At 34.5% G+C, this 20,952-nt stretch carries 19 protein-coding genes; 17 read left to right on the forward strand and 2 right to left on the reverse strand.

All coding sequences use genetic code 11. From position 1 onward, the window contains the following. Nucleotides 1-33: 33 nt before the first annotated feature. The 10 genes from IPP61_19570 (at nt 34) to IPP61_19615 (ending at nt 8,575) form a co-directional block, all read left to right on the forward strand. Entirely contained in the window at nt 34-864 is an 831-nt protein-coding gene (locus IPP61_19570; GenBank protein MBL0327326.1) for a LysM peptidoglycan-binding domain-containing protein, read from the forward strand. Between the two features lie 14 nt (nt 865-878). Continuing rightward, nucleotides 879-1,655 (forward strand): TIGR02757 family protein, encoded by a 777-nt coding sequence (locus IPP61_19575; GenBank protein MBL0327327.1) that lies wholly within the window; start codon nt 879-881, stop codon nt 1,653-1,655. 164 nt (nt 1,656-1,819) lie between these two features. Next, on the forward strand, nt 1,820-2,401 hold the full coding sequence (locus IPP61_19580) for a bifunctional nuclease family protein (GenBank protein ID MBL0327328.1): 582 nt from the start codon (nt 1,820-1,822) through the stop codon (nt 2,399-2,401). A 52-nt stretch (nt 2,402-2,453) separates the two neighbouring features. Further along, nucleotides 2,454-3,311, forward strand: coding sequence for a 1-acyl-sn-glycerol-3-phosphate acyltransferase (locus tag IPP61_19585; GenBank protein ID MBL0327329.1), 858 nt, complete (start codon nt 2,454-2,456; stop codon nt 3,309-3,311). An 86-nt stretch (nt 3,312-3,397) separates the two neighbouring features. Further along, nucleotides 3,398-4,276 carry an ABC transporter permease gene (locus tag IPP61_19590; GenBank protein MBL0327330.1) on the forward strand — a complete coding sequence of 293 codons (879 nt, stop codon included), beginning with the start codon at nt 3,398-3,400 and terminating at the stop codon, nt 4,274-4,276. Between the two features lie 21 nt (nt 4,277-4,297). Beyond that, nucleotides 4,298-4,531, forward strand: coding sequence for a DUF3098 domain-containing protein (locus IPP61_19595; protein MBL0327331.1), 234 nt, complete (start codon nt 4,298-4,300; stop codon nt 4,529-4,531). 2 nt (nt 4,532-4,533) lie between these two features. Continuing rightward, nucleotides 4,534-5,325 (forward strand): undecaprenyl-diphosphate phosphatase, encoded by a 792-nt coding sequence (locus tag IPP61_19600; GenBank protein ID MBL0327332.1) that lies wholly within the window; start codon nt 4,534-4,536, stop codon nt 5,323-5,325. Further along, nucleotides 5,325-6,017 (forward strand): tRNA pseudouridine(55) synthase TruB, encoded by a 693-nt coding sequence (gene truB / locus IPP61_19605; GenBank protein ID MBL0327333.1) that lies wholly within the window; start codon nt 5,325-5,327, stop codon nt 6,015-6,017. The genes IPP61_19600 and truB overlap by 1 nt, the downstream gene beginning before the upstream one ends. Continuing rightward, nucleotides 5,992-6,927, forward strand: a complete 936-nt coding sequence (locus tag IPP61_19610; protein ID MBL0327334.1) for a bifunctional riboflavin kinase/FAD synthetase — start codon at nt 5,992-5,994, stop codon at nt 6,925-6,927. The genes truB and IPP61_19610 overlap by 26 nt, the downstream gene beginning before the upstream one ends. Further along, a complete protein-coding gene (locus IPP61_19615; protein ID MBL0327335.1) occupies nt 6,914-8,575 on the forward strand; it encodes a hypothetical protein in 1,662 nt (553 codons plus the stop codon). The genes IPP61_19610 and IPP61_19615 overlap by 14 nt, the downstream gene beginning before the upstream one ends. A 4-nt stretch (nt 8,576-8,579) precedes the next feature. On the opposite strand, the gene pheA is transcribed toward IPP61_19615, so the two are convergent. Next, a complete protein-coding gene (gene pheA, locus IPP61_19620; GenBank protein ID MBL0327336.1) occupies nt 8,580-9,653 on the reverse strand; it encodes a prephenate dehydratase in 1,074 nt (357 codons plus the stop codon). A gap of 12 nt (nt 9,654-9,665) precedes the next feature. Beyond that, nucleotides 9,666-11,549 (reverse strand): type IIA DNA topoisomerase subunit B, encoded by a 1,884-nt coding sequence (locus tag IPP61_19625; GenBank protein MBL0327337.1) that lies wholly within the window; start codon nt 11,547-11,549, stop codon nt 9,666-9,668. A 158-nt stretch (nt 11,550-11,707) separates the two neighbouring features. Between IPP61_19625 and IPP61_19630 the strand changes: the two genes are divergently transcribed. From IPP61_19630 to IPP61_19660, 7 genes are all read left to right on the forward strand, one after another. Then, on the forward strand, nt 11,708-14,209 hold the full coding sequence (locus tag IPP61_19630; GenBank protein MBL0327338.1) for an SLBB domain-containing protein: 2,502 nt from the start codon (nt 11,708-11,710) through the stop codon (nt 14,207-14,209). Nucleotides 14,210-14,213: 4 nt separating this feature from the next. Beyond that, a complete protein-coding gene (locus IPP61_19635) occupies nt 14,214-15,305 on the forward strand; it encodes a hypothetical protein (GenBank protein ID MBL0327339.1) in 1,092 nt (363 codons plus the stop codon). 3 nt (nt 15,306-15,308) lie between these two features. Further along, on the forward strand, nt 15,309-16,151 hold the full coding sequence (locus tag IPP61_19640) for an ABC transporter permease (protein ID MBL0327340.1): 843 nt from the start codon (nt 15,309-15,311) through the stop codon (nt 16,149-16,151). Between the two features lie 4 nt (nt 16,152-16,155). Then, a complete protein-coding gene (locus tag IPP61_19645; protein MBL0327341.1) occupies nt 16,156-17,403 on the forward strand; it encodes an ABC transporter ATP-binding protein in 1,248 nt (415 codons plus the stop codon). After that, nucleotides 17,340-18,515: a DegT/DnrJ/EryC1/StrS family aminotransferase gene (locus IPP61_19650; protein MBL0327342.1), complete on the forward strand. Its 1,176-nt coding sequence runs from the start codon at nt 17,340-17,342 to the stop codon at nt 18,513-18,515. Before IPP61_19645 ends, IPP61_19650 begins: the two co-directional genes overlap by 64 nt. After that, on the forward strand, nt 18,505-19,641 hold the full coding sequence (locus IPP61_19655; protein ID MBL0327343.1) for a glycosyltransferase family 4 protein: 1,137 nt from the start codon (nt 18,505-18,507) through the stop codon (nt 19,639-19,641). The genes IPP61_19650 and IPP61_19655 overlap by 11 nt, the downstream gene beginning before the upstream one ends. Nucleotides 19,642-19,719: 78 nt before the next feature. Continuing rightward, the gene (locus IPP61_19660; protein ID MBL0327344.1) at nt 19,720-20,943 is read left to right on the forward strand and encodes a peptidoglycan DD-metalloendopeptidase family protein; all 1,224 of its coding nucleotides are present in this window, start codon (nt 19,720-19,722) and stop codon (nt 20,941-20,943) included. The last annotated feature ends 9 nt before the right edge of the window (nt 20,944-20,952 follow it).

Genomic DNA, 20,952 nt, shown 5'->3' on the forward strand with positions numbered 1-20,952 from the left:
ATCCTACTTTTGTAAAGAAATAATGTGCTTTACATGAAGAAAATATTCCTATTCACTCTTTTATCAAGTATTTTTAACTGTTCATTTTCAGGATATTCGCAAAACTCCGGCTTACCAGCCACAGAGTTTAGACATAATCTGGTTTTCATCAAACATAAAGTAGCTGAAGGTGAAACCTTGTATTCGTTAATCAACAAATACAATGCAAAAACTGCAGAGGTTTTTGAATTAAATAGTGCTTTAAAAGCAAATTCTACAATAAAAGTTGGGCAAGAGTTGGTTTTTCCGATGTTAAAAAACGGAAAACATGTGAGTGTTGAAGCCTATAAAAATTCTCAAAAACCTACAAAAGCCTCAGAAAAAACCAAAAATCAAAAATATCATGTCGTAAAAACCGGTGATACAATTTTCTCCTTGGCAAAAGAATACGACCTGGACATAAGTTACCTTGTTGAAGCCAATGATATTAGTGACAACCTGATAAAAATCGGACAAAAACTTTTGATTGATAAAACCGAAATCGAAAAAATTGGTAAAAAACTGGAAGAAGAAAGTAAAAAGGAAGCTTTGGTAATAAAACCGGTTGGTAAAAAACATAATGAAGTTGGGGTGGCTGAGGTAATAAGTACAGGAAACCGTACAAATAAAAATCTTGTTATGCACCGTACAGCACCAGTTGGGACACTCATTACAATCACCAATGAAGCCAACGGAAATTCAATTACTGCCAGGGTAATCGGTAATCTGAAGAAGGTAGGTGCTGATCAGGAAATTATGATAAAACTTTCCCCATTTGCTTATTATAAATTAAGACCAAAAGATTCAAAAATCAGGGCTTCAATAGAGTATTACTCTTCGAAATAATGAAAACAACGGGAATGTTTTCTCAGGAAACCATAGATTTGCTGAATGAAAAATATCTTCAGTATAATCAGCCCAATTTTATTGAAAACGACCCAATCTCAATTCCCCACCAATTTTCAAAAACTCAGGATATCGAAATTGCAGGATTCTTTGCGGCAACTCTGGCATGGGGACAAAGGAAAACCATTATCAATAAATGCAATGACCTGATGCAGGCAATGGATTTTTCACCGCATGATTTTGTGTTAAACCATTCAGAATCAGACCTAAAACAGCTCCAAAACTTTGTTCATCGTACCTTTAACTTCACAGACCTGCTGTATTTTATAGAGTTTTTCAAAAACCACTATTCAAAATTTGAAAGCCTGGAATATGCATTTATGATTGAAAATATTCATAAAAAAAATGTCAGAATAAATCTGGTGCGATTTAAAGAATATTTCTTCTCTTCCTCTGATTATCCGCAACGAACCACCAAGCACATTTCTACTCCAGCCAATCATTCGGCATGTAAAAGGCTCAATATGTTTCTAAGATGGATGATTAGAAAAGACAGGAAAGGTGTTGATTTTGGAATTTGGAAAAACCTGAAAACTACACAATTAATAATACCTTGTGATGTACATGTTGAAAAAACTGCCAGAATTCTGGGACTTACAGACAGACCAAAACCCGACTGGCATATGGCAGAAGAAATTACAGAAAATTTGAAATTATTGGATCCTGTAGATCCGGTAAAATATGATTTTGCATTATTTGGAATGGGTATCGAAAACTATTTTTTTAAATAATTTACCTGGTAAAGCTCCAATTATAGTAATCACGAACAAATTTCTTGATTTTAGACAAAAACTTCATTAATTTCGAATTAAAATAACCCATATTCCGGCCTACTTTTAAATTGATGTGTGCCATCGATTACACACTCAATGAGGTTTGTCCTTATATTTGCACCGTGGATAAGATAAAACTTGAAATATTAGACCTCTCACCCAGCCAATTGCAGGCGGGGTCATTTACTTTGATACTCAATGAAGCCAATGGAGACAGACGCTTGCCCATAATTATCGGAATGTTTGAAGCTCAGGCCATTGCGATTGAAATGGAGAAGATAATGCCTACACGACCTTTAACCCATGATTTATTTAAATCTTTCTCCAAATCCTTTGATTTTTCGATTGAAGAAATTCAGATATCAGAGATTTCGGAAGGTGTGTTTTTCTCGAAAATTATTTGTACTGACGGCATTCGTCAAAAAAACATTGATTCCAGGCCATCAGATGCTATTGCAATTGCCCTGCGATTCAACGCCCCTATATATACTTATGAAAATGTAATGAAGGAAGCGGGAATCAGTTCTGATGAAATCTCAAATGATGCTGCGGAAACCAAACCCAAAAACATCAAAGTGAAATCATCTAAGGAATTATATTCTAACTCCTTAGAAGACCTCAAAAAAATGCTGGATGAGGCTATTAAAAACGAAGAATACGAAAGAGCCGCAAAAATCAGAGACGAGATTGATAAAAGAAACTGATTTTTATAAACTAGCCATTACCAATATAAACTGGATTACGAATTAACCAAAAATGTTTAAGATTATAAAAAACTTTATGCCCGTACCGGTGGAAACCTCCAACCCATATTTGAGGGCATTGTCGTATCTGGATATTTTCGGTTTATTCCAAAAAGACCCATTTGGCAACTGGATGGTTTTAAAAAGAATAGTGGTGTTTGTTGCCGGTTGGCCTACTTATTACAGAATAGCAGTTGCCAATCAGCTAAAAATTGAAGGCACAGAATATCTGAAAGATCTGCCAAGTCAAAACGTTTTTTTTATCTCAAATCACCAAACTTATTTTGCCGACGTAATCACATTTTATCATATTTTTTGTAATGTAAAATGGGGTTTTGGAAAAAAACTGATTCCAATTTACCTGTTTTCGCCACGAGCTAGAATTTTTTATGTTGCTGCCAGAGAAACTATGAAATCAGGCCTTATTCCAAAGCTTTTTAGCCTGGCAGGTGCTATTTTGGTTGATAGAAGCTGGCGTGCCGACGGTCATAATGTAAAACGGGACGTCGATAAATCTGCCGGAGATTCAGTATCCCAGGGACTAAAATATGGCTGGGTGGTGAGTTTTCCACAAGGTACTACCAGCCCATACGCACCTATCAGAAAAGGTACTGCACATATTATTTTGGCCAATAAACCTATCGTAGTGCCTGTGGTAATCAATGGTTTCAGAAGGGCCTTTAACAAAACCGGTCTTAAATATAAAAAACGGAATACTCAATTAAGTGTAAAGTTTAAAAAACCTATATATTTTGATGATTCTCATAGCCTCGAATATATAACTTCAACTGTAGAAGAGATCATAGAGCAAAGCATGCCTGAATTAGTGGCAGAGTGGAATGCACTAAAAGAAGAAGCAAAAAAGAGGTGAATAAGATTTAAAATTCCTTAAAATTGCCAACAGAGCCTTCCTTAGCAAAAATTAATAATTAACTTTGTGAAACTTAATATAAATTAATGGTATTTAACCGAAATCTAGGCAGTTACCCCGGGATTCTTATAACGATAAGTCTCACCGTAGCCCTCTTTCTGATAGGTTTCAGTGGTTGGATTGCCCTGTCTTCAAAGGAATTGATTAAGTACGTAAAACAAAATATTGAAGTTCAGACTTATCTCGAAAAAGACCTGGATTTCACTCAAATAATAGCTTTAAAACATAAAATTGAGGCCATGGGCATAGCCGAAATTAAAAACGGAGAGGCTCAGGTTCAGCTTATTTCGAAAGAAAAAGCTGCTGAGATATTTTACAAAGACACCAAAGAAGACTATAAAGCCGTTTTGGGAGAAAATCCGTTCCGGGATTCTTTCACAATCAGACTTAAAGAGGAGAATATCAGTGAGCTACAACTCAAAAATATCAAAACTGAAATTGAAAAACTTACTGGTGTGTTTGAAGTAGAATATGCAAAAGACTTTCTGAAAGGCATCATAACCAATGTCAATAAAATTTATAAAATTCTAGCCTTGATAGTATTCATATTTTTTGTGGCAACTATCTTATTGATAAATAATACTATAAAACTAGCACTGTATAGTCAGCGATTTATAATCAGAACAATGCAATTGGTTGGAGCAACTGACTTTTTTATACAGAAACCGTTTTTGATAAAAGGAATAATTCAAGGAGTTATAGCCTCAGTAATTAGTATAATTTTAATATTTTTAACAAAAAACCTGGCTACATCTCAAATAGATGGTCTTGCTTTGATTCAAAATGATAGGGCAATGCTTGGTTTATTTTTTGTACTTTTGATTTTAGGGCCTATCATTGGGCTCCTAAGTACCTATCAGTCAATAATCAGATACCATAAATTGGATCTGGATAAACTTTATTAATAATTTTAAATTTAAGTTTTTATGAAATCAAATAAAGAAAAAGAAAACACCGAAAATCAGGATACTTCTTCGCTTCCATTTCAAAAAGGAAATTATGTTTTCATGTTGGCCGGTGTTGCATTAATTATTGCCGGATTCATAATCATGACCCTTGACAAAACAGAATTTGGCTTTGGATTTTTAGGTATCACGCTTGGACCATTAGTAGCTTTTGCAGGTTTTATGGTCGAACTTTACGCGATTCTTAAAAAATAATTATGACAATTTTTCAAGCAATTATATTAGCCATCATTGAGGGCTTAACAGAATATTTGCCTGTAAGCTCTACCGGGCACATGATTATTGGTTCGGCATTTCTTGGAATTGCTGAGCATCCCTTTACTAAAATATTTGAAGTCAACATACAATTTGGAGCCATATTGGCTGTAATTGCACTTTACTGGAAACGTTTTTTTCAGAGTTTAGAATTTTATAAAAAACTAATCGTTGCTTTTATTCCTGCTGCGGTATTGGGCTTATTATTAGACGATTTCATTGATTCCTTACTCGAAAACGTTTGGGTTGTGGCTATCAGTTTGTTGGTAGGTGGCGTAATTTTAATTTTTATTGATAGTTATTTCGAGAAAAAACCACAAAAGGAAGACAGTACTCTCAAAGATAGCTTCATGATTGGGCTTTTTCAATGTATTTCCATGATTCCCGGAGTTTCACGCTCTGCTGCCACTATCATTGGTGGTATGTTTCAGGGTTTAAGCCGAAAATCTGCCGCTGAATTTTCTTTTTTTCTTGCGGTGCCCACTATGTTTGGTGCCTCAGTGCTAAAATTGGGAAAAGGCTTTATGAAAGGCACTTTGAATTTTAATGCTGAAGAAGTAAAACTATTGTTGATTGGTAACTTGGTAGGATTTGTTGTTGCCATAATTGCTATTAAATTTTTCATTGGATTTCTACAAAAACACGGCTTCAAGGTTTTCGGAATATATAGAATAGTAATAGGAGTTTTGTTGCTGGGATTACTGGCTGCAGGTGTTGACTTAAAAGTGATTTAATGGATAACCCTTTCAATGACAGCGTTTTATTAATCGACAAACCTCTCACTTGGACTTCATTTGATGTGGTTAATAAAATAAGATATGCCGGAAAATTCAAAAAAGTTGGTCATGCAGGCACACTAGATCCATTAGCTACAGGACTTTTGATCCTCTGCACCGGAAAAAAAACCAAAGAAATTGAAACTTATCAGGCTCAGGTCAAGGAATATACAGGGGAATTTACCATTGGAAAAACTACACCTTCTTTTGACCTTGAAACAGAAGTAGATCATACCCACCCCATCGATCACATAACAAAAGAAATGATAGAGCAGGCAAGGATCTCATTTTTAGGGAAAATTTCTCAAATACCTCCTGTTTTTTCGGCTATAAAAGTAAATGGGAAACGTGCCTATGAATCAGCCAGATTAGGCAAAGAAATAGAACTAAAGGCCAGAGAAGTGGAAATCACTGAATTTGAAATAAACTCTGATTCTTTTCCTTTAATAAAATTCAGGGTAGTATGCTCAAAAGGAACTTATATAAGAAGTCTTGCCAGAGATTTTGGACTGGCACTGCAATCTGGTGCTTACCTGTCAGAATTGAGAAGAACAAAAATCGGAGAATTCAATGTTTCAAACGCTGAAAGCGTAGAAGAAATGGTAAAAAAACTTAAGCTTTCGAATGAAAATTTACTACAAACTCTCTGATTTTCAACACAATGGTAACAGCATAGTTACTACAGGCACATTTGATGGTGTACATCTGGGACATCAGTTAATTATCAAAAAACTTATAGAGAAGGCCAGGGAATTGGGCGGAGAAACCGTTTTATTGACCTTTTGGCCACATCCAAGACTTATAATTTCTCCCCATGACAATAACCTCAAGTTGCTGACCACAATCGATGAGAAAATTGAATTCCTGGGTTCACTCGGAATCGACCATGTTGTGGTTTTACCATTTACAAGGGAGTTTTCGGAGTTGAGTTCTGATAAATATATCGATGAAATATTGGTCAAAGGTTTGGGAACCAAAGCCATGGTTATTGGCTATGACCACAGGTTTGGTAAAAATCGCGAAGGTGGCATTGACTATCTAAAAAAACATTCTGACCGATATAAAATTGAAGTAACGGAGATTTCAAGACAAGAAATAGAAAATATTACCATAAGTAGTACCAAGATTCGTCGGGCAGTATTGGAAGGAAAGATAAAAGCCGCCAATGAACTTCTGGGACGACCTTATTCCTTTTCAGGGCATATTATTAAAGGGCGGCAATTGGGTCGAACTATAGGATTTCCGACAGCAAATGTAGCTCTTCAAAAAAACTATAAACTGGTTCCTAAAAATGGTGTTTATATCACTAAAGTGCAACTACGAAACAAGACTTATGGAGGTATTATGAATATCGGAAATCGACCGACTGTGGATGGAACCGGGACCTCAATGGAAGTTCATATTTTTGATTTTTCTGACGATATTTATGGTGAAAATCTGAAAGTTGAGATTTTGGAATTTATCAGGGATGAAAAGAAATTTGAAAATATAAAGGATTTGATAGGACAAATCGAGTTGGATTGCGAAATAGCAAGAAAATTTTTAAATGGGAAAATCTGACAAAACCATATTTTGGATTGTAGCCATAATTGCAATTGGCATTTTATGGTGGTTTCAGTATGAAATTTCTGCCAATATACCCTGGTGGGACGATTTCCATGGAATTATGCTTCCCGTTTATAATTTATTTTCAGACCAGCCTCTAATTGAAAAACTTAAACTGTTTTTTTCTTTAAATAATGAGCATCGTGTGGTAAATGACCGGCTATTTATGCTTATCATTTATTTATTCAGAGGCACTTTTGAAATGAAAACCCTTGCTTTATTGGGCTTTATAAATCTCATCGGCCTGCTATTTATTCTAATAAAATCTACTAAACAACAAATAGCCAATTACGTATATTTCATCCCGGTAGTTTTTCTAATTTTTCAGGCTCAGTATTATGAAAGTCTGCAATCACTGATGGTGCCATTCCAAAACTTTTCTGTGATGCTCTATGCTTATCTTTCATTCTATTTTTTGATTTTCAGAAAAAATAAATCGCTTTTATGGGCAGTGATATTTGCTATTTTAGCTCTCTACAGCCATGGCAACGGAATCCTCGCATTTTTGATTGGTATCATAATACTGGTTTTCAATAAACGATTTTCTGATCTTAAAACCTGGCTTCCTTCAGGTATGATCGCCATTGGTTTATATTTCTGGGGGTATCACAAACCTGAGTGGGGACCTAAAGTTTCGTTTCTGGACCATCCGATTGCCGCCCTCAGATACGTTTTTGAGTTTTTGGGTGCTTATTTTCAAAATATCACTGATTTGTCTTCCAGAGTGAGTCAAAGTGGGATAAAACATTTATTATTAGAATTATATGGATTTATTCTTATAGCAGTATTTATATTTATTTTTTCAAGAAAATACATTTTCCCATTAAAATTAGATGAATTGAGAAAAGCCAAAAGTGACCAGTTTTTGATAGTTACTATTGGATTTATATTCGCCACCGGACTCATGATTGGAATCTCAAGGACGGGTTTTCCAATGCTAAGCCGATATACTATCAACTCTACATTTCTGAGTGTTTCGGTTTATTTATTCATTTTAAACCATATAAAATTCAAAAAAACATTCACAATTTCTGCTTCAATTCTTACATTATTTATTCTGATTATTTCTTATTACAATAATACTGATACAGCCAAATACATAAGAATCAATGGTGAAACTGACGGCATCAATTGGCAAAAAAATCACAGTTGGGCTAACCAATACAGTGACTCAAGTCATGTAGGCAGACTTAATCCTTTACTAGATGAACCGTTTCGGGATAAAAAATATATTTTTCCGAAAAATATTCTTGACAATTTTGACAAAATCGAGATAACAGGGATTATGAATAATCTGAATTATCAGATTGTGGATGGTACACTGGAAATTTCGAATCAGGATATTATTACGGAAAATCAAACTGCGTATTTTTCGATAGAAAATGATAAGTATAAGTTTATTTTTCCGGCAAAAAATTTAAAAAATACAATTTTCTCCTTTTTAACCTCGGCGAAATATTACTCAGGAAAATACAGGACGGCATTTCCTGTAAAAGTGATTCCAGCGGGAGAATATCACATTTACTATATGGAAATAATTGACAATAAAATCTCTAAAAAAGATACCAAAAAACAACTTAAAACGCCTTATTTGATTTTCTGATCAATCAGGCATTTCTTACATAACTACCCAATATCTTGATTTGATCTTTGTGTTTTTTCAAGATTTTCAAAAAATTCGGATCTTTATAATATCCCAGAACTTCAATAAAAAACCAAAAATTGAAATCTTCATTGCCTTTATGTGGCCGGCTTTCGATTTTGGTCAGATTTATCTTTTGCTTTTTAAATTCCTGAAGAAAATCAGCCAAAACTCCTGATTCCTCCGTATGAGGCAATCGGGCAATCAAGGTAGTTTTATCATTGCCTGAGGGTTGATTTTCGAAATGTTTTGATAAAATAAAGAAACGGGTGCGATTGTTACTATTGTCTTCGATGTTGTTAAACAACACCGGAATCCGAAATAATTTTGCTGCTATCTCACTACAAATTGCCGCTGCTTCAGGATCTTCAGCAGCAAGTTTGGCAGCCTTTGATGTTGATTCTACCTGAATTTCCTCGGGATTGAGTTGCTCAAAATATTTATTCAAAAATCCGCGGCACTGTCTGAAAGCTATATCTTTTGAATAAATCCTTTTTATTTTAGAAGGGTTTTCCGCTTCTGTTGCCAGGGCAAAATGCACTGGAATTTTTAATTCGGCAGCAATATTTACATTGGTTTCATTTAATAAATCCACGGTTTCAAACACAATGCCTTCCTGATTATTCTCGATGGGAATCACACCAAATCTTACTCTTTCGGTCTCAACTGCCTCAAAAACCGCTCTGATTGTAGGTAAAGTCATATATTCTGACATGGCACCAAAACGACTTTCGGCAGCCTGGTGAGTAAAACTCCCTTCAGGCCCGAGATAAGCAATTCTTTCAGGAAGTTCAATATTTCTGGCAGTAGCAAATATCTCAAGAAAAATTGCCTCGATAGCATCTTTTGTCAAAGGACCATCGTTATGTTTTGCCAGACGTTCAACAATCTGTTTTTCCCTTTCAGGACGGTAAATTATCTCCTTACCTCTATTTTTAAATTCACCTACTTTCTGAACCCATTTCATTCTTTGATTGAGTAAATTGAGCAGATTATCGTCAAGGTGGTCTATTTCTTTTCTCAGATCTTCTAATGTCACTTTATTTCTAATTTAGTCTTCCAAAACTATCTCTTTTTCTTCAATAATATCCTTTTCAATGATAAGATTATCAATGATAAAGACTTGCCTTTCCGGGGTATTTTTACCCATGTAGTAGCTCAATATTTTAGGAATTGATGATTCTTTTTCAAAAATCACAGGATCCAGTTTTATTTCTTTGCCGATAAATTCTTCAAATTCATGAGGGGAAATCTCTCCCAGACCCTTGAATCGGGTGATTTCAGGTTTACCTCCCAATTTTTTCATGGCATTTTGTTTTTCTTCATCAGAATAACAATATATAGTTTCTTTTTTATTTCTTACCCTAAATAGAGGAGTTTGCAAAATATATAAGTGCCCCTCTCTGACCACATCAGGGAAAAACTGCAAAAAGAAAGTCAACAATAACAGCCTGATATGAGAACCATCGACATCCGCATCTGTGGCAATGATAATTTGATTATATCGAAGGGTATCAATACCATTTTCAATATCCAAAGCATGTTGAAGAAGATTAAATTCTTCATTTTCATACACCACTTTTTTACTTAAACCATAGCAGTTAAGGGGTTTACCTCTTAAACTAAACACTGCCTGAGTTTCAGGACTTCGGGCTTTGGTGATCGAACCACTCGCCGAATCTCCTTCAGTGATAAAAAGCATTGTATCAAGCCTTCCTTCATACTTTTCATCTGTTAAGTGAAAGCGGCAATCTCTTAGTTTTTTATTATGCAAATTGGCTTTTTTTGCTCTTTCATTCGCAATTTTCTTTACACCGGCCAATTCTTTCCTTTCTCTTTCAGACTGTTCGATCCTTTTTTTCAATGCGTCTTTAACATCTGGATTCATATGAAGAAAATTATCCAGTTTTTCTTTCAGAAAATCATTTACAAATGTTCTGACAGTTGTGGCATTATCTTCTAAGGAAATATTGGTTGAACCCAGTTTTGTCTTGGTTTGGGACTCAAAAACGGGTTCCTGAATTCTTACTGAAACGGCCCCAATAACTGACTGCCGAATATCTTCAGGTGCATAATCTTTATTATAATGGTCCCTTATTGTTTTTACAATCGCTTCCTTGAATGCCGATAAGTGAGTACCTCCCTGCGTAGTATTCTGGCCATTGACAAAAGAATAATATTCTTCTCCGTATTGGTTACCATGGGTGATAGCCACCTCAATATCAGCACCTTTAAGATGAATTATATTGTACCTTAAACTAGCCTCGTCGGTTTTTCTTAAAAGTAAATCAAGTAAACCGTTTTGAGAAATATACTTTTTCTTGTTGAAATTTAAAGCTAACTGTGCGTTGAGATAGCAATAATTCCAAACCATGTTTTCGATATATTGTGGAATAAAATGGTAGTTTTTAAATACGCTGGCATCAGGTATAAATTCAACATAAGTTCCGTTTTTTTCAGAAGTTATCTCAAGTCCGCTTTCTTCAATCAAAACTCCTTTTTCAAAAATAGCACTTTTAGCTTCGCCTTCTCTGTAAGAAATAACCTTAAAATAGCTTGAAAGTGCATTAACAGCCTTGGTCCCCACCCCATTTAATCCTACAGATTTCTGAAAAGCTTTGCTGTCGTATTTAGCACCGGTATTGATTTTTGACACCACATCTACGACTTTTCCAAGTGGAATTCCACGCCCAAAGTCTCTTACAGTTACTTTTCCTTCATCAATTGTGATATCAATTGATTTTCCATGACCCATCGCAAATTCATCGATACAATTATCGACCACTTCTTTCAATAAAACATAAATGCCGTCATCAGGAGAGGAACCATCCCCTAATTTTCCGATATACATTCCGGGTCTTAAACGGATGTGCTCTTTCCAGTCAAGTGATTTAATACTGTCTTCGTCGTATAGAACTTTACTGTCCTCAGCCATTTTTACTTATTGAAATTTGTAATTCAGAAAAAAAATAATTTACTTTGCAATAAAAAGTACTTTTAAAAATAAAGACTTTTAAATTTAATTTACCGAAATTCTTCTGTTAATTTTGTCAGGTAAAAACGGCAAAACAGATAGTAAAACTTATTTGCAAAATGAAATTTCCCAAATTTAGGAAGACAATTCGAATACCGAAAATTCTGGTTTTAATAATTACGATAATTGCTACAAATATTGTAGTTATGGGTCAAACCCAAACTCAAAACAACCCAATTCCAACAACAAACACTCCAACAACCAAAAATACACAGGAAAAACAGGCAACAAATAACAGGACAACCCCAATTAACAGGACTCCAACCAATGCCACTACCAATACCAGAGATATTACAATGGAACCTGCAGATTTGCAGGCTATAGAGTTGGAAGAACAGACAAGATTAGACCGGGAAGCCGAACTGGCAAAAGATTTGGCAAAATCAAAAATTATTAAACGCACTTTTGGAAGCTCGGTTTTTTCAAATTCAAAATTTGATGCCTCGGCAAATGTAAACGTTGCCACACCTAATAATTATGTTTTGGGACCGGGCGATAAGTTGAACCTTGATATTTATGGTTATTCCCAGGCAAATCAAACTGCTACAGTTAATACAGATGGCTTCATTGTTCTTCAAAAAGCTGGAATTGTAAATGTGGCCGGCTTAAATATTGATGAAGCAGAGAAAAAAATAAAAAATGCACTATCAAAAATCTATTTAGGCTTAAATGGAGGTAATGGCTATCCGGCCAATACATTTCTTAAATTATCTCTTACAGGCTACAGATCAATCAAAATTAAAATAACAGGTGAAGTTATTGCACCAGGAACTTATACGGTAACTAGTTTTACAAGTATGCTCAATGCCCTTTATGCTTGTGGCGGACCTAATGAAATAGGGACTTACCGAGAAATAAAATTAATTCGTAATAACCGTGTTGTAAGTACTTTAGATTTATATGATGTTTTCACAAAAGGCTTTTCAAAAGGTGATATGCTTTTAAAAGAACAAGACAATATTCAGGTAGGACCATATGTATCGAGAGTAGCAGTTGAAGGCTATATGAAGCGTTCCGGGCTATTTGAAGTATTACCACATGAAAATTTAAGTCAATTAATGAACTATGCTGGGGGATTTAACCAATATGCATATTCTGATAGAATTAAAATTTATAGAAATACACCCACTGAAAGGAAAATTCTTGATGTAAAATCAGATGAATTTAATAAAACTGCAATTCAATCAGGTGATTCACTAGTTGTTGGAAAAATACTTGACAGATTTGAAAACATAGTTTCCATTTCTGGTGCAGTTTTCAGACCCGGAGAATATTCATTAGATAATAACAAAACACTAACCAGTCTGATAAAGTCAGCAGAAGGACTTAAAGAAGAATCTTTACAAGGGAGAATCAATATCATTAGAACAAATGACGATCTTTCTATTCAAAATATATCTGTTAATTTAGCAGAAATCAATTCTGGAAGAGTTTCTGATATTTTCTTAAAAAGACTTGATGAGGTTTTTGTCCCTAGTATTTTTGAATTGACAGAGACATCTTTTGTTAAAATTCAAGGTGCTATTAACAATCCCTTAGCTAGTGAGGGTGTGCAGGTTCCGTTTGTAAAAAATATGACTATCCAAGACCTAATTGTAAAAGTTGGGGGCCTAACAGAAGCTGCTTCTTTATCAAAAGTTGAGGTTGTTAGGAGGAAGAGAAATGTGGATCCAAAACAAATTGATGCTCAAATATCTGATATCATTGAATTTGAAATTCAATCTGATCTTTTAGTAGATAATAAAAAAGAAACATTTTATTTGTTACCATTTGATGAAGTATTTATCAGAACCTCACCCAATTATGAAAAACAGAATTTTGTAATACTTAAAGGTGAGATTATTTTCCCTGGAAAATATGGAATTAAATATAAAGACGAAAAAATTTCAGATTTAATTAACCGGGCTGGAGGATTAAGCCCGCAATCCTATATAAAAGGTGCTACCTTAGTTCGGAAAACTCTTTTGAGTGATTATGAAAAGAACCAGAGAGATGATGTACTTTCAAGTCTTAATCTTAATAATACTAAGATAAAATCTACTACTGAAAAAGCTCCTGAAGAAATTGAAGAAACTTTTACTGCTGAAGAAGAAGTTCTTGACAATCAAATAATCGAATCTGTAGGTATTGATCTGGAGAAAATCCTGAAAAATCCGGGCTCTGCCGAAGACCTTATTTTACAGGACGGGGACATTATCAATATTCCTAAAAGGCTTCAAACAATTAGAATTGAAGGAGAAGTTTTATATCCTACTACCGTAAAATTTATCTCTGGATTAAAGTTTATTGATTACATTTCGAGATCTGGAGGATTTACAAAGAAGTCTGCAAGAGCAAGAGCTTTTGTAATATATCCAAACGGCTCTGTTTACCGAACCCGTAAGTTTCTATTTGTAAGAATTTTCCCAAAAATTGAACCCGGAAGCGAAATTGTTGTACCAGGAAGAACTGAAAATACTGCTGCTCAATTTTCTAATATGTCTAGTTTAGTAACTACATTAAGCTTTACTCTAACATCTATAGTTTCAATTTTTTCATTATTAAAATTGAATGGAAATTAAAAAAATGAATAATTCTGAAATTAAAAGTGAACAAGTCTCAACGAGAGAATTTATCAAATCTATTTTTAAATTTTTCAATTTTCTGGGTCAAAATTGGCAAATATTATTAATTGCATTATTATTAGGAACAGGTTACGATACTTTTAAAAACACTACAACTTCTAATGATAAGGAATATACAGGTCAAATAGTCTTCCATCTTGAATTAGATGGAAGTTCGGGCCAAAATCAGCTCACAGGTCTGGCAAATACCTTTGGTATAGGAGGAGGACAGTCGCAAGGAGGGGATATACTTGCTTCTTCAAATTTTGGAGCAATTGTTACTTCTGTTAATGTTTTCCAAAATGCTTTCATGAGAGAAGTTAAAATGGGAGATAGAAAGGACTTATTTATTAATATATTTGTTGACAGTAGCGATATAAAAAGAAATGAATGGGCAGGAAACTTTTTCTCAGGCCCTTCTGCTTACTCAACATATAAATTCTCCAAAAAATCCATATATGATTTTACTCCTTATGAAAACCAAATCATTGGGGATGTATATACCAAATTAAATTTTGCGACAGAATTAGTTCCAAAAGAAAATTCCAGTTTATTTGTTCTCGTTGGGAAAACTACCCACGAAAGACTGACAAAACTTTGGTTGGAAACACTTATGCTCGCTACAGAGGATTTCTATAAAGAAATGAAAACCAAGAAGACTAGACAACTCCTTGAAATACAATCAAGTAGACTTGACAGCCTCTCCTACTTAATGAGAAATAATGATAAGAAAATTGCCAGGTTGACATTTGATTTACCTAACGTCGTAGATCCAACGGGACCTATGAAACAACAGCAATTGACCAGAGATAATAATTATCTTTCAAATCAATATTATACTCAATTAGCAAACGTCGAAAACTTAAATAGACTTCTTTTTGAAAGAACCCCAATTTTTACAATTTTAGAGCCTGTCAGGTTGCCGTTAACCATTTATTCAAAAGCTGGTATAAGTACTCGCATCAATGGATTAATTGCCTTATTTTCAATGATAATTGTTTTATCTTTAAGAAAATCCTATCTTGAAATAATGCGTGATAATCAAATTCAGTAATTTATGATCTCCAAAGAGCGAATAATAACCGCAAATAAATCCACTTTAGACTACATCCGGGACATTTGGCAATCCAAAGAATTGCTTTGGATTCTTGCCAAAAGGGATATTTTGGTTAAGTATAAACAAACAATTCTTGGTGTTGGCTGGAGTGTTTTCCGTCCATTAATTACCACCATAGTCATGGCGTTTGCGTTTGGGAAAATCGGTTCATTAGATACCGATAATACAATTCCTTTTACGCTGGTAGTAGCTCCGGGTGTTATCGTCTGGTTGTTTTTCTCCCAATCATTGCTGAATATGAGTATGAGTATTGTGATGAATTCCAATCTTGTCACCAAAGTATTTTTTCCGAGATTAATAATACCCCTATCGACAGTTTTTCTTGGATTAGTTGATGTAGTAATTTCATTGGGCTTGTTCATATTTTTGTGCTTTTATTTTCAATTTGTTCCTGATTGGAAAATATTATTAGTACCGGTATTTGTTTTGCTTACTTTCTTCGCAACATTTGGAATTGGATTGATTACTGCAGTTCTTAATGTAAAATTCAGAGATATTGGTCAAATTATCCCTTTTATTATACAATTTGGATTCTTTATTTCCCCAGTTGGTTATCTCACATCAAGTGCAGCTTCAAAATTTTCAAATCCCTGGGCCTTCAAGATATTTTTATTAAACCCTGTTACAGGTTGCATTGACGCTATGCGTTGGGCCATGTTGGGTGATTTTGCACCATTTAATTGGGCTTCATTTATACCTTTATTAATATTTATAGTAATTACCTTTTTTATGTCTTTCAGATTTTTCAGAAAGCATGAAAATTCTTTTGTCGATTATATCTGAAAATATGTCAAATACGGTTTTACATATCGAAAATGTCTCAAAAAGATACATTTTAAATCAAAAAGGTAGCTCAAACGATGATCTTCGTGACACAATTACCCGTATGACTAGCAAAGTCCTGAAACCTTCACAATCAAAAATAGACAAAGAAGAGTTTTGGGCCTTGAGAGATATCAACATGGAAGTCAAACAAGGTGACAGACTAGGGCTTGTAGGTGCAAATGGTGCGGGAAAGTCGACGCTTTTAAAAGTATTGAGCCAAATTACCCAACCAACATCAGGTATTGTAAAAGTAAAGGGCCGGATGGCCAGTTTACTGGAAGTAGGTACAGGATTCCACCCAGAACTCACAGGACGTGAAAATATTTTTCTGAACGGTGCAATATTAGGAATGCAAAAATCAGAAATTATCAAACATTTTGACGCTATTGTTGATTTTGCAGGGATTGCCAAGTTTATTGACACCCCTGTAAAACGCTATTCTTCGGGCATGTATGTTAGACTTGGTTTTGCTATTGCCGCACATCTAGAGCCGGAAATTCTGGTAGTTGATGAGGTTCTTGCAGTGGGAGATGCTGACTTTCAGAAAAAAAGTATTGGTAAAATGAGAGATGTTTCCAATAGTGGAAGAACACTTATTTTTGTTAGCCATAACCTTACTGCTGTTCAAGGACTTTGCAACAAAGGAGCATACCTTAGAAGTGGAGAATTGATTAAATATGGAAAGATTGACGAGGTAGTCAATGAATACGTGAAAAATGTTTCAAAATTTCAACTGACTCAAAACTGGAATGACATCGACACCGCTCCGGGAAACGAATCTATAAGAATAAAAAGTATTAACTTGATTCCTAAAAATGATCTATTGCAGGATAATTTTGATACCAGAACTGCATTTGAAATAAGTTTTGAATATTGGAATTTAGTTCCCAATTCAGAGCTCAACGTCAGTATATTCCTATATGCGATGACCGGAGAATGTATTTTTAATGTAGGTGATGAAGCAAAAGTTTATCAAAAAGGAATAATTAAATCTTCCTGCCAAATCCCTGGAGATTTCCTCAATGATGGCTCTTATTATATTTCCATTATGATTGTGAGAGACCGTATTGCCCCAGTTTATTTCTTTGAAGATGCCCTGGCTTTTGATATTTTAGATTACAGAGATGGCACTGACTGGTATGGCAAATGGCCAGGTTCAATCAGACCAAAAATGATTGTTGTAAATTCGATTCAAAAAGAGTTATTATAATTTTCAAAGTGGGAAAAACCATAAATAATACCAGGATAAACGTTACCAAATCTTTTTTACCTCCAAAAGAAGAATACGATGTGTTATTGGATGAAATCTGGGGTTCAAAAATATTGACTAACAATGGTCCTTTATCTGTCAGACTTGAAAATGAAATAAAAACATTTATTGAAAATGAAAATTTTCTTTTTGTAAGTAATGGCACTATTGCGATTCAGCTCGCATTAAAAGCAATGGAACTTAAGGGTGAAATCATTACAACACCTTTTTCTTATTGTGCCACAACCAATGTAATTATTTGGGAAAATCTTACGCCTGTATTTGTAGATATTAATCCCTCAGATCTCAATATCAATGCTGATTTGATTGAGGAAAAAATAACTCCAAAAACCTCAGCTATTTTGGCTACGCACGTATATGGTAACCCATGTAATGTTGAAAAAATTGAGCAAATAGCAAAAAAACATAATCTGAAAGTAATCTATGATGCAGCACATGCTTTTGGGGTAAAATACAAAGGCAAATCTCTGATTACATTTGGAGATGTATCTACCTGTAGTTTTCATTCGACCAAAGTATTCCATACCATTGAAGGGGGTAGTGTGGTATGCCAGGAAAAAGAACTTTTCGATAAGATAAAGCTAATACGTAGCTTTGGTCATGTTCTGGATAATTATTATGCTGCTGGGATTAATGGAAAAAACTCCGAATTTCATGCCGCCATGGGAATTTGTAATTTAAAACATTTGCCTGAAATAATAGAAGGTAGAAAAAGAGTATTTTCTGAATATGATAAACAGTTGAATTTCGAAAAAATCGAAAAAGTAACTGAAAAATCTCAACATCTTGAATATAACTACGCCTATTATCCTCTAGTTTTTGAATCAGAAAATATCACATTAGAGATTATAAAAAGACTAAACGAAGAGAATATTTATCCGCGGAGATATTTTTTCCCATCTTTAAATGAGCTGGATTTTTTAGAAAGCACCCAAAGCTGCCCGATAAGTGAAAGTATCTCAAAAAGAGTTTTGTCTTTACCTTTATATCCTGATTTGGAATCAGAAATAGTTTCGAAAATTTGTAAAATAATAAATTCGGTTGTCAAATAAACGTCCAAATATTCTCTTTGTAAGTCACGATGTCAACAGAGCCGGTGCTCAACTTTTTCTGTTAAATGTCATGAATGACCTAAAATCAAAAGGTTATGGTGTGGTCTTACTCGCAATTGACGTTTGGGGAACTTTGAAGAGTGAATTTGAAAGCAATTTCCCAACATTTTATCTTAACAAACCGGAACATATCAATAATTGGAGCATTTTAAAAAGGAAAAAGCACCAGAATGCAATAGATGAATTAGCATCAAAATTTCAATTTGATTTAATTTATGTCAACACCATTGCATCTGTTGGGATTTTGGAAAAACTAAAAAATACTTTTGCAAAACCCATAATCAGTCATATTCACGAACTCAGTTATTCTATTGCACAGTTTGGTCAGCCAGATTCTTTAGAAAATCTATTTACTTTTTCAGACAAGGTTATTGCTTGTTCTCAGGCAGTTGCTGATAACCTTTTGCAATATAAAAAATCAGATAATTTAACTGTAATTCATTCATTTGTAGATAATAAGGATATAATTGACCGTCAAGCAAGATGCAATAATAATTATATCAAAGAAAAATATGGATTAAACGAATCATTCCTGATTGGAGCCTGCGGAAATGCGGACTGGCGAAAAGCGACAGACATATTTGTTTTAATTGCAACTTCTGCTCTTAAACATCCAGACTGGAAATTTGTCTGGATAGGTATTAAGAAAGACAATGAATACTTTTCTCAACTTGCCTACGATGCCGAAAGACTGGGAATTTCAGAAAAAATTATATGGATAGAGCCCACCCCCGATGCGGTAGAAATTATAAATCAATTAGATGTATTTTTGGTTTCTTCGCGTGAAGATCCTTTTCCTTTGGTAGTACTTGAAGCCGCTCTTTGTGAAAAACCAATTGCCGGTTTTAAAAATACAGGTGGTGCCGACGAATTTATAGAAAACGACTGTGGCTACAGAGCTGATTATCTCAACATTAACCAAATGATTGAAAATTTGGAAAAATTGTATCAAAATCCGGTTGATAGGAAATTATTTGGTAAAAATGCCAGAAAAAAAGTGTTGGAACTTTATAGTTTTGAAAACTCAATCATAAAACTGGAAAAAGTATTTGAAGAAATTCTTTAGTTTTGAATCTAAAATTTTATTTATTCCAATTTTTTATAAAATAAATAGGTGAATAGGTAGTTATAAAAATAAAAACTCATGAGGTTAAGTATATATATTTTTAGTATTTTTATTTTTTCAGCTTTTAGCTCTTTGGCCCAAAAAGAAAAAGGAAAAATCCTGAATGCTCCAAAAATTCCAAATAAAAAACAAAACACTCAATCCCAGGAAACCAAGCCAAAAAAAGAAGAGGAATTTGATTTTATTTTTGAAGATGAGCCCAAACTGAGGTTTACTAATCAATATGAAAATTCGAATTCAAACAAAGCTCAAACCGCACCCGGCACTAAAGAAAGCCTTGATGGAATAAAAATTGAACCTTTACGTGAAATAAATCCTATTGTCCATGAAGATACCTCCACAATAGATGAAGGCGAATTGATGACTGTGGAAATAGAAGAATATGCTCAATTTCAGGGGGCTGATAGTATGGTGCGGGTGGCTTCTTACTTTTCAGTTTGGGACACACGAAGCCTCGATCCCTATGGACTTGATCCAAAAGAATTTGATGAAATTGTGCCAATAAAATTATATGATCCGACCGAAGGCAGAAATTGGGCCCCAATGCTTGACGAAAGTAAACTCACCTCGCATTTTGGTTGGCGAAGCCGACGCTGGCACAAAGGAACCGACCTGGATCTAGAAACCGGTGATAAGGTTTATGCTCCTTTTGATGGAATTATCAGGATTGCAGGGGTTCATTCCGGATATGGTAGAACCTTGATATTAAGACACTATAATGGACTGGAAACCCTATACGGGCATTTATCGAGAATAAATTTTGAAGCTAATACCCTTGTCAAAGCAGGTGAAGAAATAGCCCGCGGAGGTAATACAGGAAGGAGCTCTGGATCACATTTACATTTTGAAACCCGGTACGAAGGCAATCAGTTTGACCCTGAAAATATTTATAATTTTAGTACGAATCCAATGCAAATCCGTGGTCAGGAGTTTGTTTTGTCGCCCAAGGTTTTTGATTATTTAAGAGGCGGAAGGTCGAGAGCAACAAATGCTATCATTGGAAATCCTGAAAGTGCTGGCTCAATTGACCCAAATATTGATGAAACCGAAGATATTGCGGATGATGAAGAGGAAGAAGTACCTGTAAAAGTGGAGAAAAAAATATGGTATCGGGTAAAACCTGGTGATAATCTAACCGAAATTGCCAGAAAATATCACACTACAGTTGGAGAATTGGCTCGCCTTAATAAAATAAGTTCTTATAGAAAATTATATTCCGGTTTGAAAATCAGGGTAAAATAAACCACTATA

It is taken from the genome of Cytophagaceae bacterium (assembly GCA_016722655.1).
Lineage (GTDB): Bacteria > Bacteroidota > Bacteroidia > Cytophagales > Spirosomataceae > Leadbetterella.

Coding starts and splice junctions, on each gene's coding strand:
- IPP61_19570 (MBL0327326.1), top strand. CDS start 34: ATGAAGAAAATATTCCTATTCACTCTTTTATCAAGTATTTTTAACTGT.
- IPP61_19575 (MBL0327327.1), top strand. CDS start 879: ATGTTTTCTCAGGAAACCATAGATTTGCTGAATGAAAAATATCTTCAG.
- IPP61_19585 (MBL0327329.1), top strand. CDS start 2,454: ATGTTTAAGATTATAAAAAACTTTATGCCCGTACCGGTGGAAACCTCC.
- IPP61_19590 (MBL0327330.1), top strand. CDS start 3,398: ATGGTATTTAACCGAAATCTAGGCAGTTACCCCGGGATTCTTATAACG.
- IPP61_19595 (MBL0327331.1), top strand. CDS start 4,298: ATGAAATCAAATAAAGAAAAAGAAAACACCGAAAATCAGGATACTTCT.
- IPP61_19600 (MBL0327332.1), top strand. CDS start 4,534: ATGACAATTTTTCAAGCAATTATATTAGCCATCATTGAGGGCTTAACA.
- truB (MBL0327333.1), top strand. CDS start 5,325: ATGGATAACCCTTTCAATGACAGCGTTTTATTAATCGACAAACCTCTC.
- IPP61_19610 (MBL0327334.1), top strand. CDS start 5,992: ATGAAAATTTACTACAAACTCTCTGATTTTCAACACAATGGTAACAGC.
- IPP61_19615 (MBL0327335.1), top strand. CDS start 6,914: ATGGGAAAATCTGACAAAACCATATTTTGGATTGTAGCCATAATTGCA.
- IPP61_19625 (MBL0327337.1), bottom strand. CDS start 11,549: ATGGCTGAGGACAGTAAAGTTCTATACGACGAAGACAGTATTAAATCA.
- IPP61_19630 (MBL0327338.1), top strand. CDS start 11,708: ATGAAATTTCCCAAATTTAGGAAGACAATTCGAATACCGAAAATTCTG.
- IPP61_19635 (MBL0327339.1), top strand. CDS start 14,214: ATGAATAATTCTGAAATTAAAAGTGAACAAGTCTCAACGAGAGAATTT.
- IPP61_19640 (MBL0327340.1), top strand. CDS start 15,309: ATGATCTCCAAAGAGCGAATAATAACCGCAAATAAATCCACTTTAGAC.
- IPP61_19645 (MBL0327341.1), top strand. CDS start 16,156: ATGTCAAATACGGTTTTACATATCGAAAATGTCTCAAAAAGATACATT.
- IPP61_19650 (MBL0327342.1), top strand. CDS start 17,340: ATGGCCAGGTTCAATCAGACCAAAAATGATTGTTGTAAATTCGATTCA.
- IPP61_19660 (MBL0327344.1), top strand. CDS start 19,720: ATGAGGTTAAGTATATATATTTTTAGTATTTTTATTTTTTCAGCTTTT.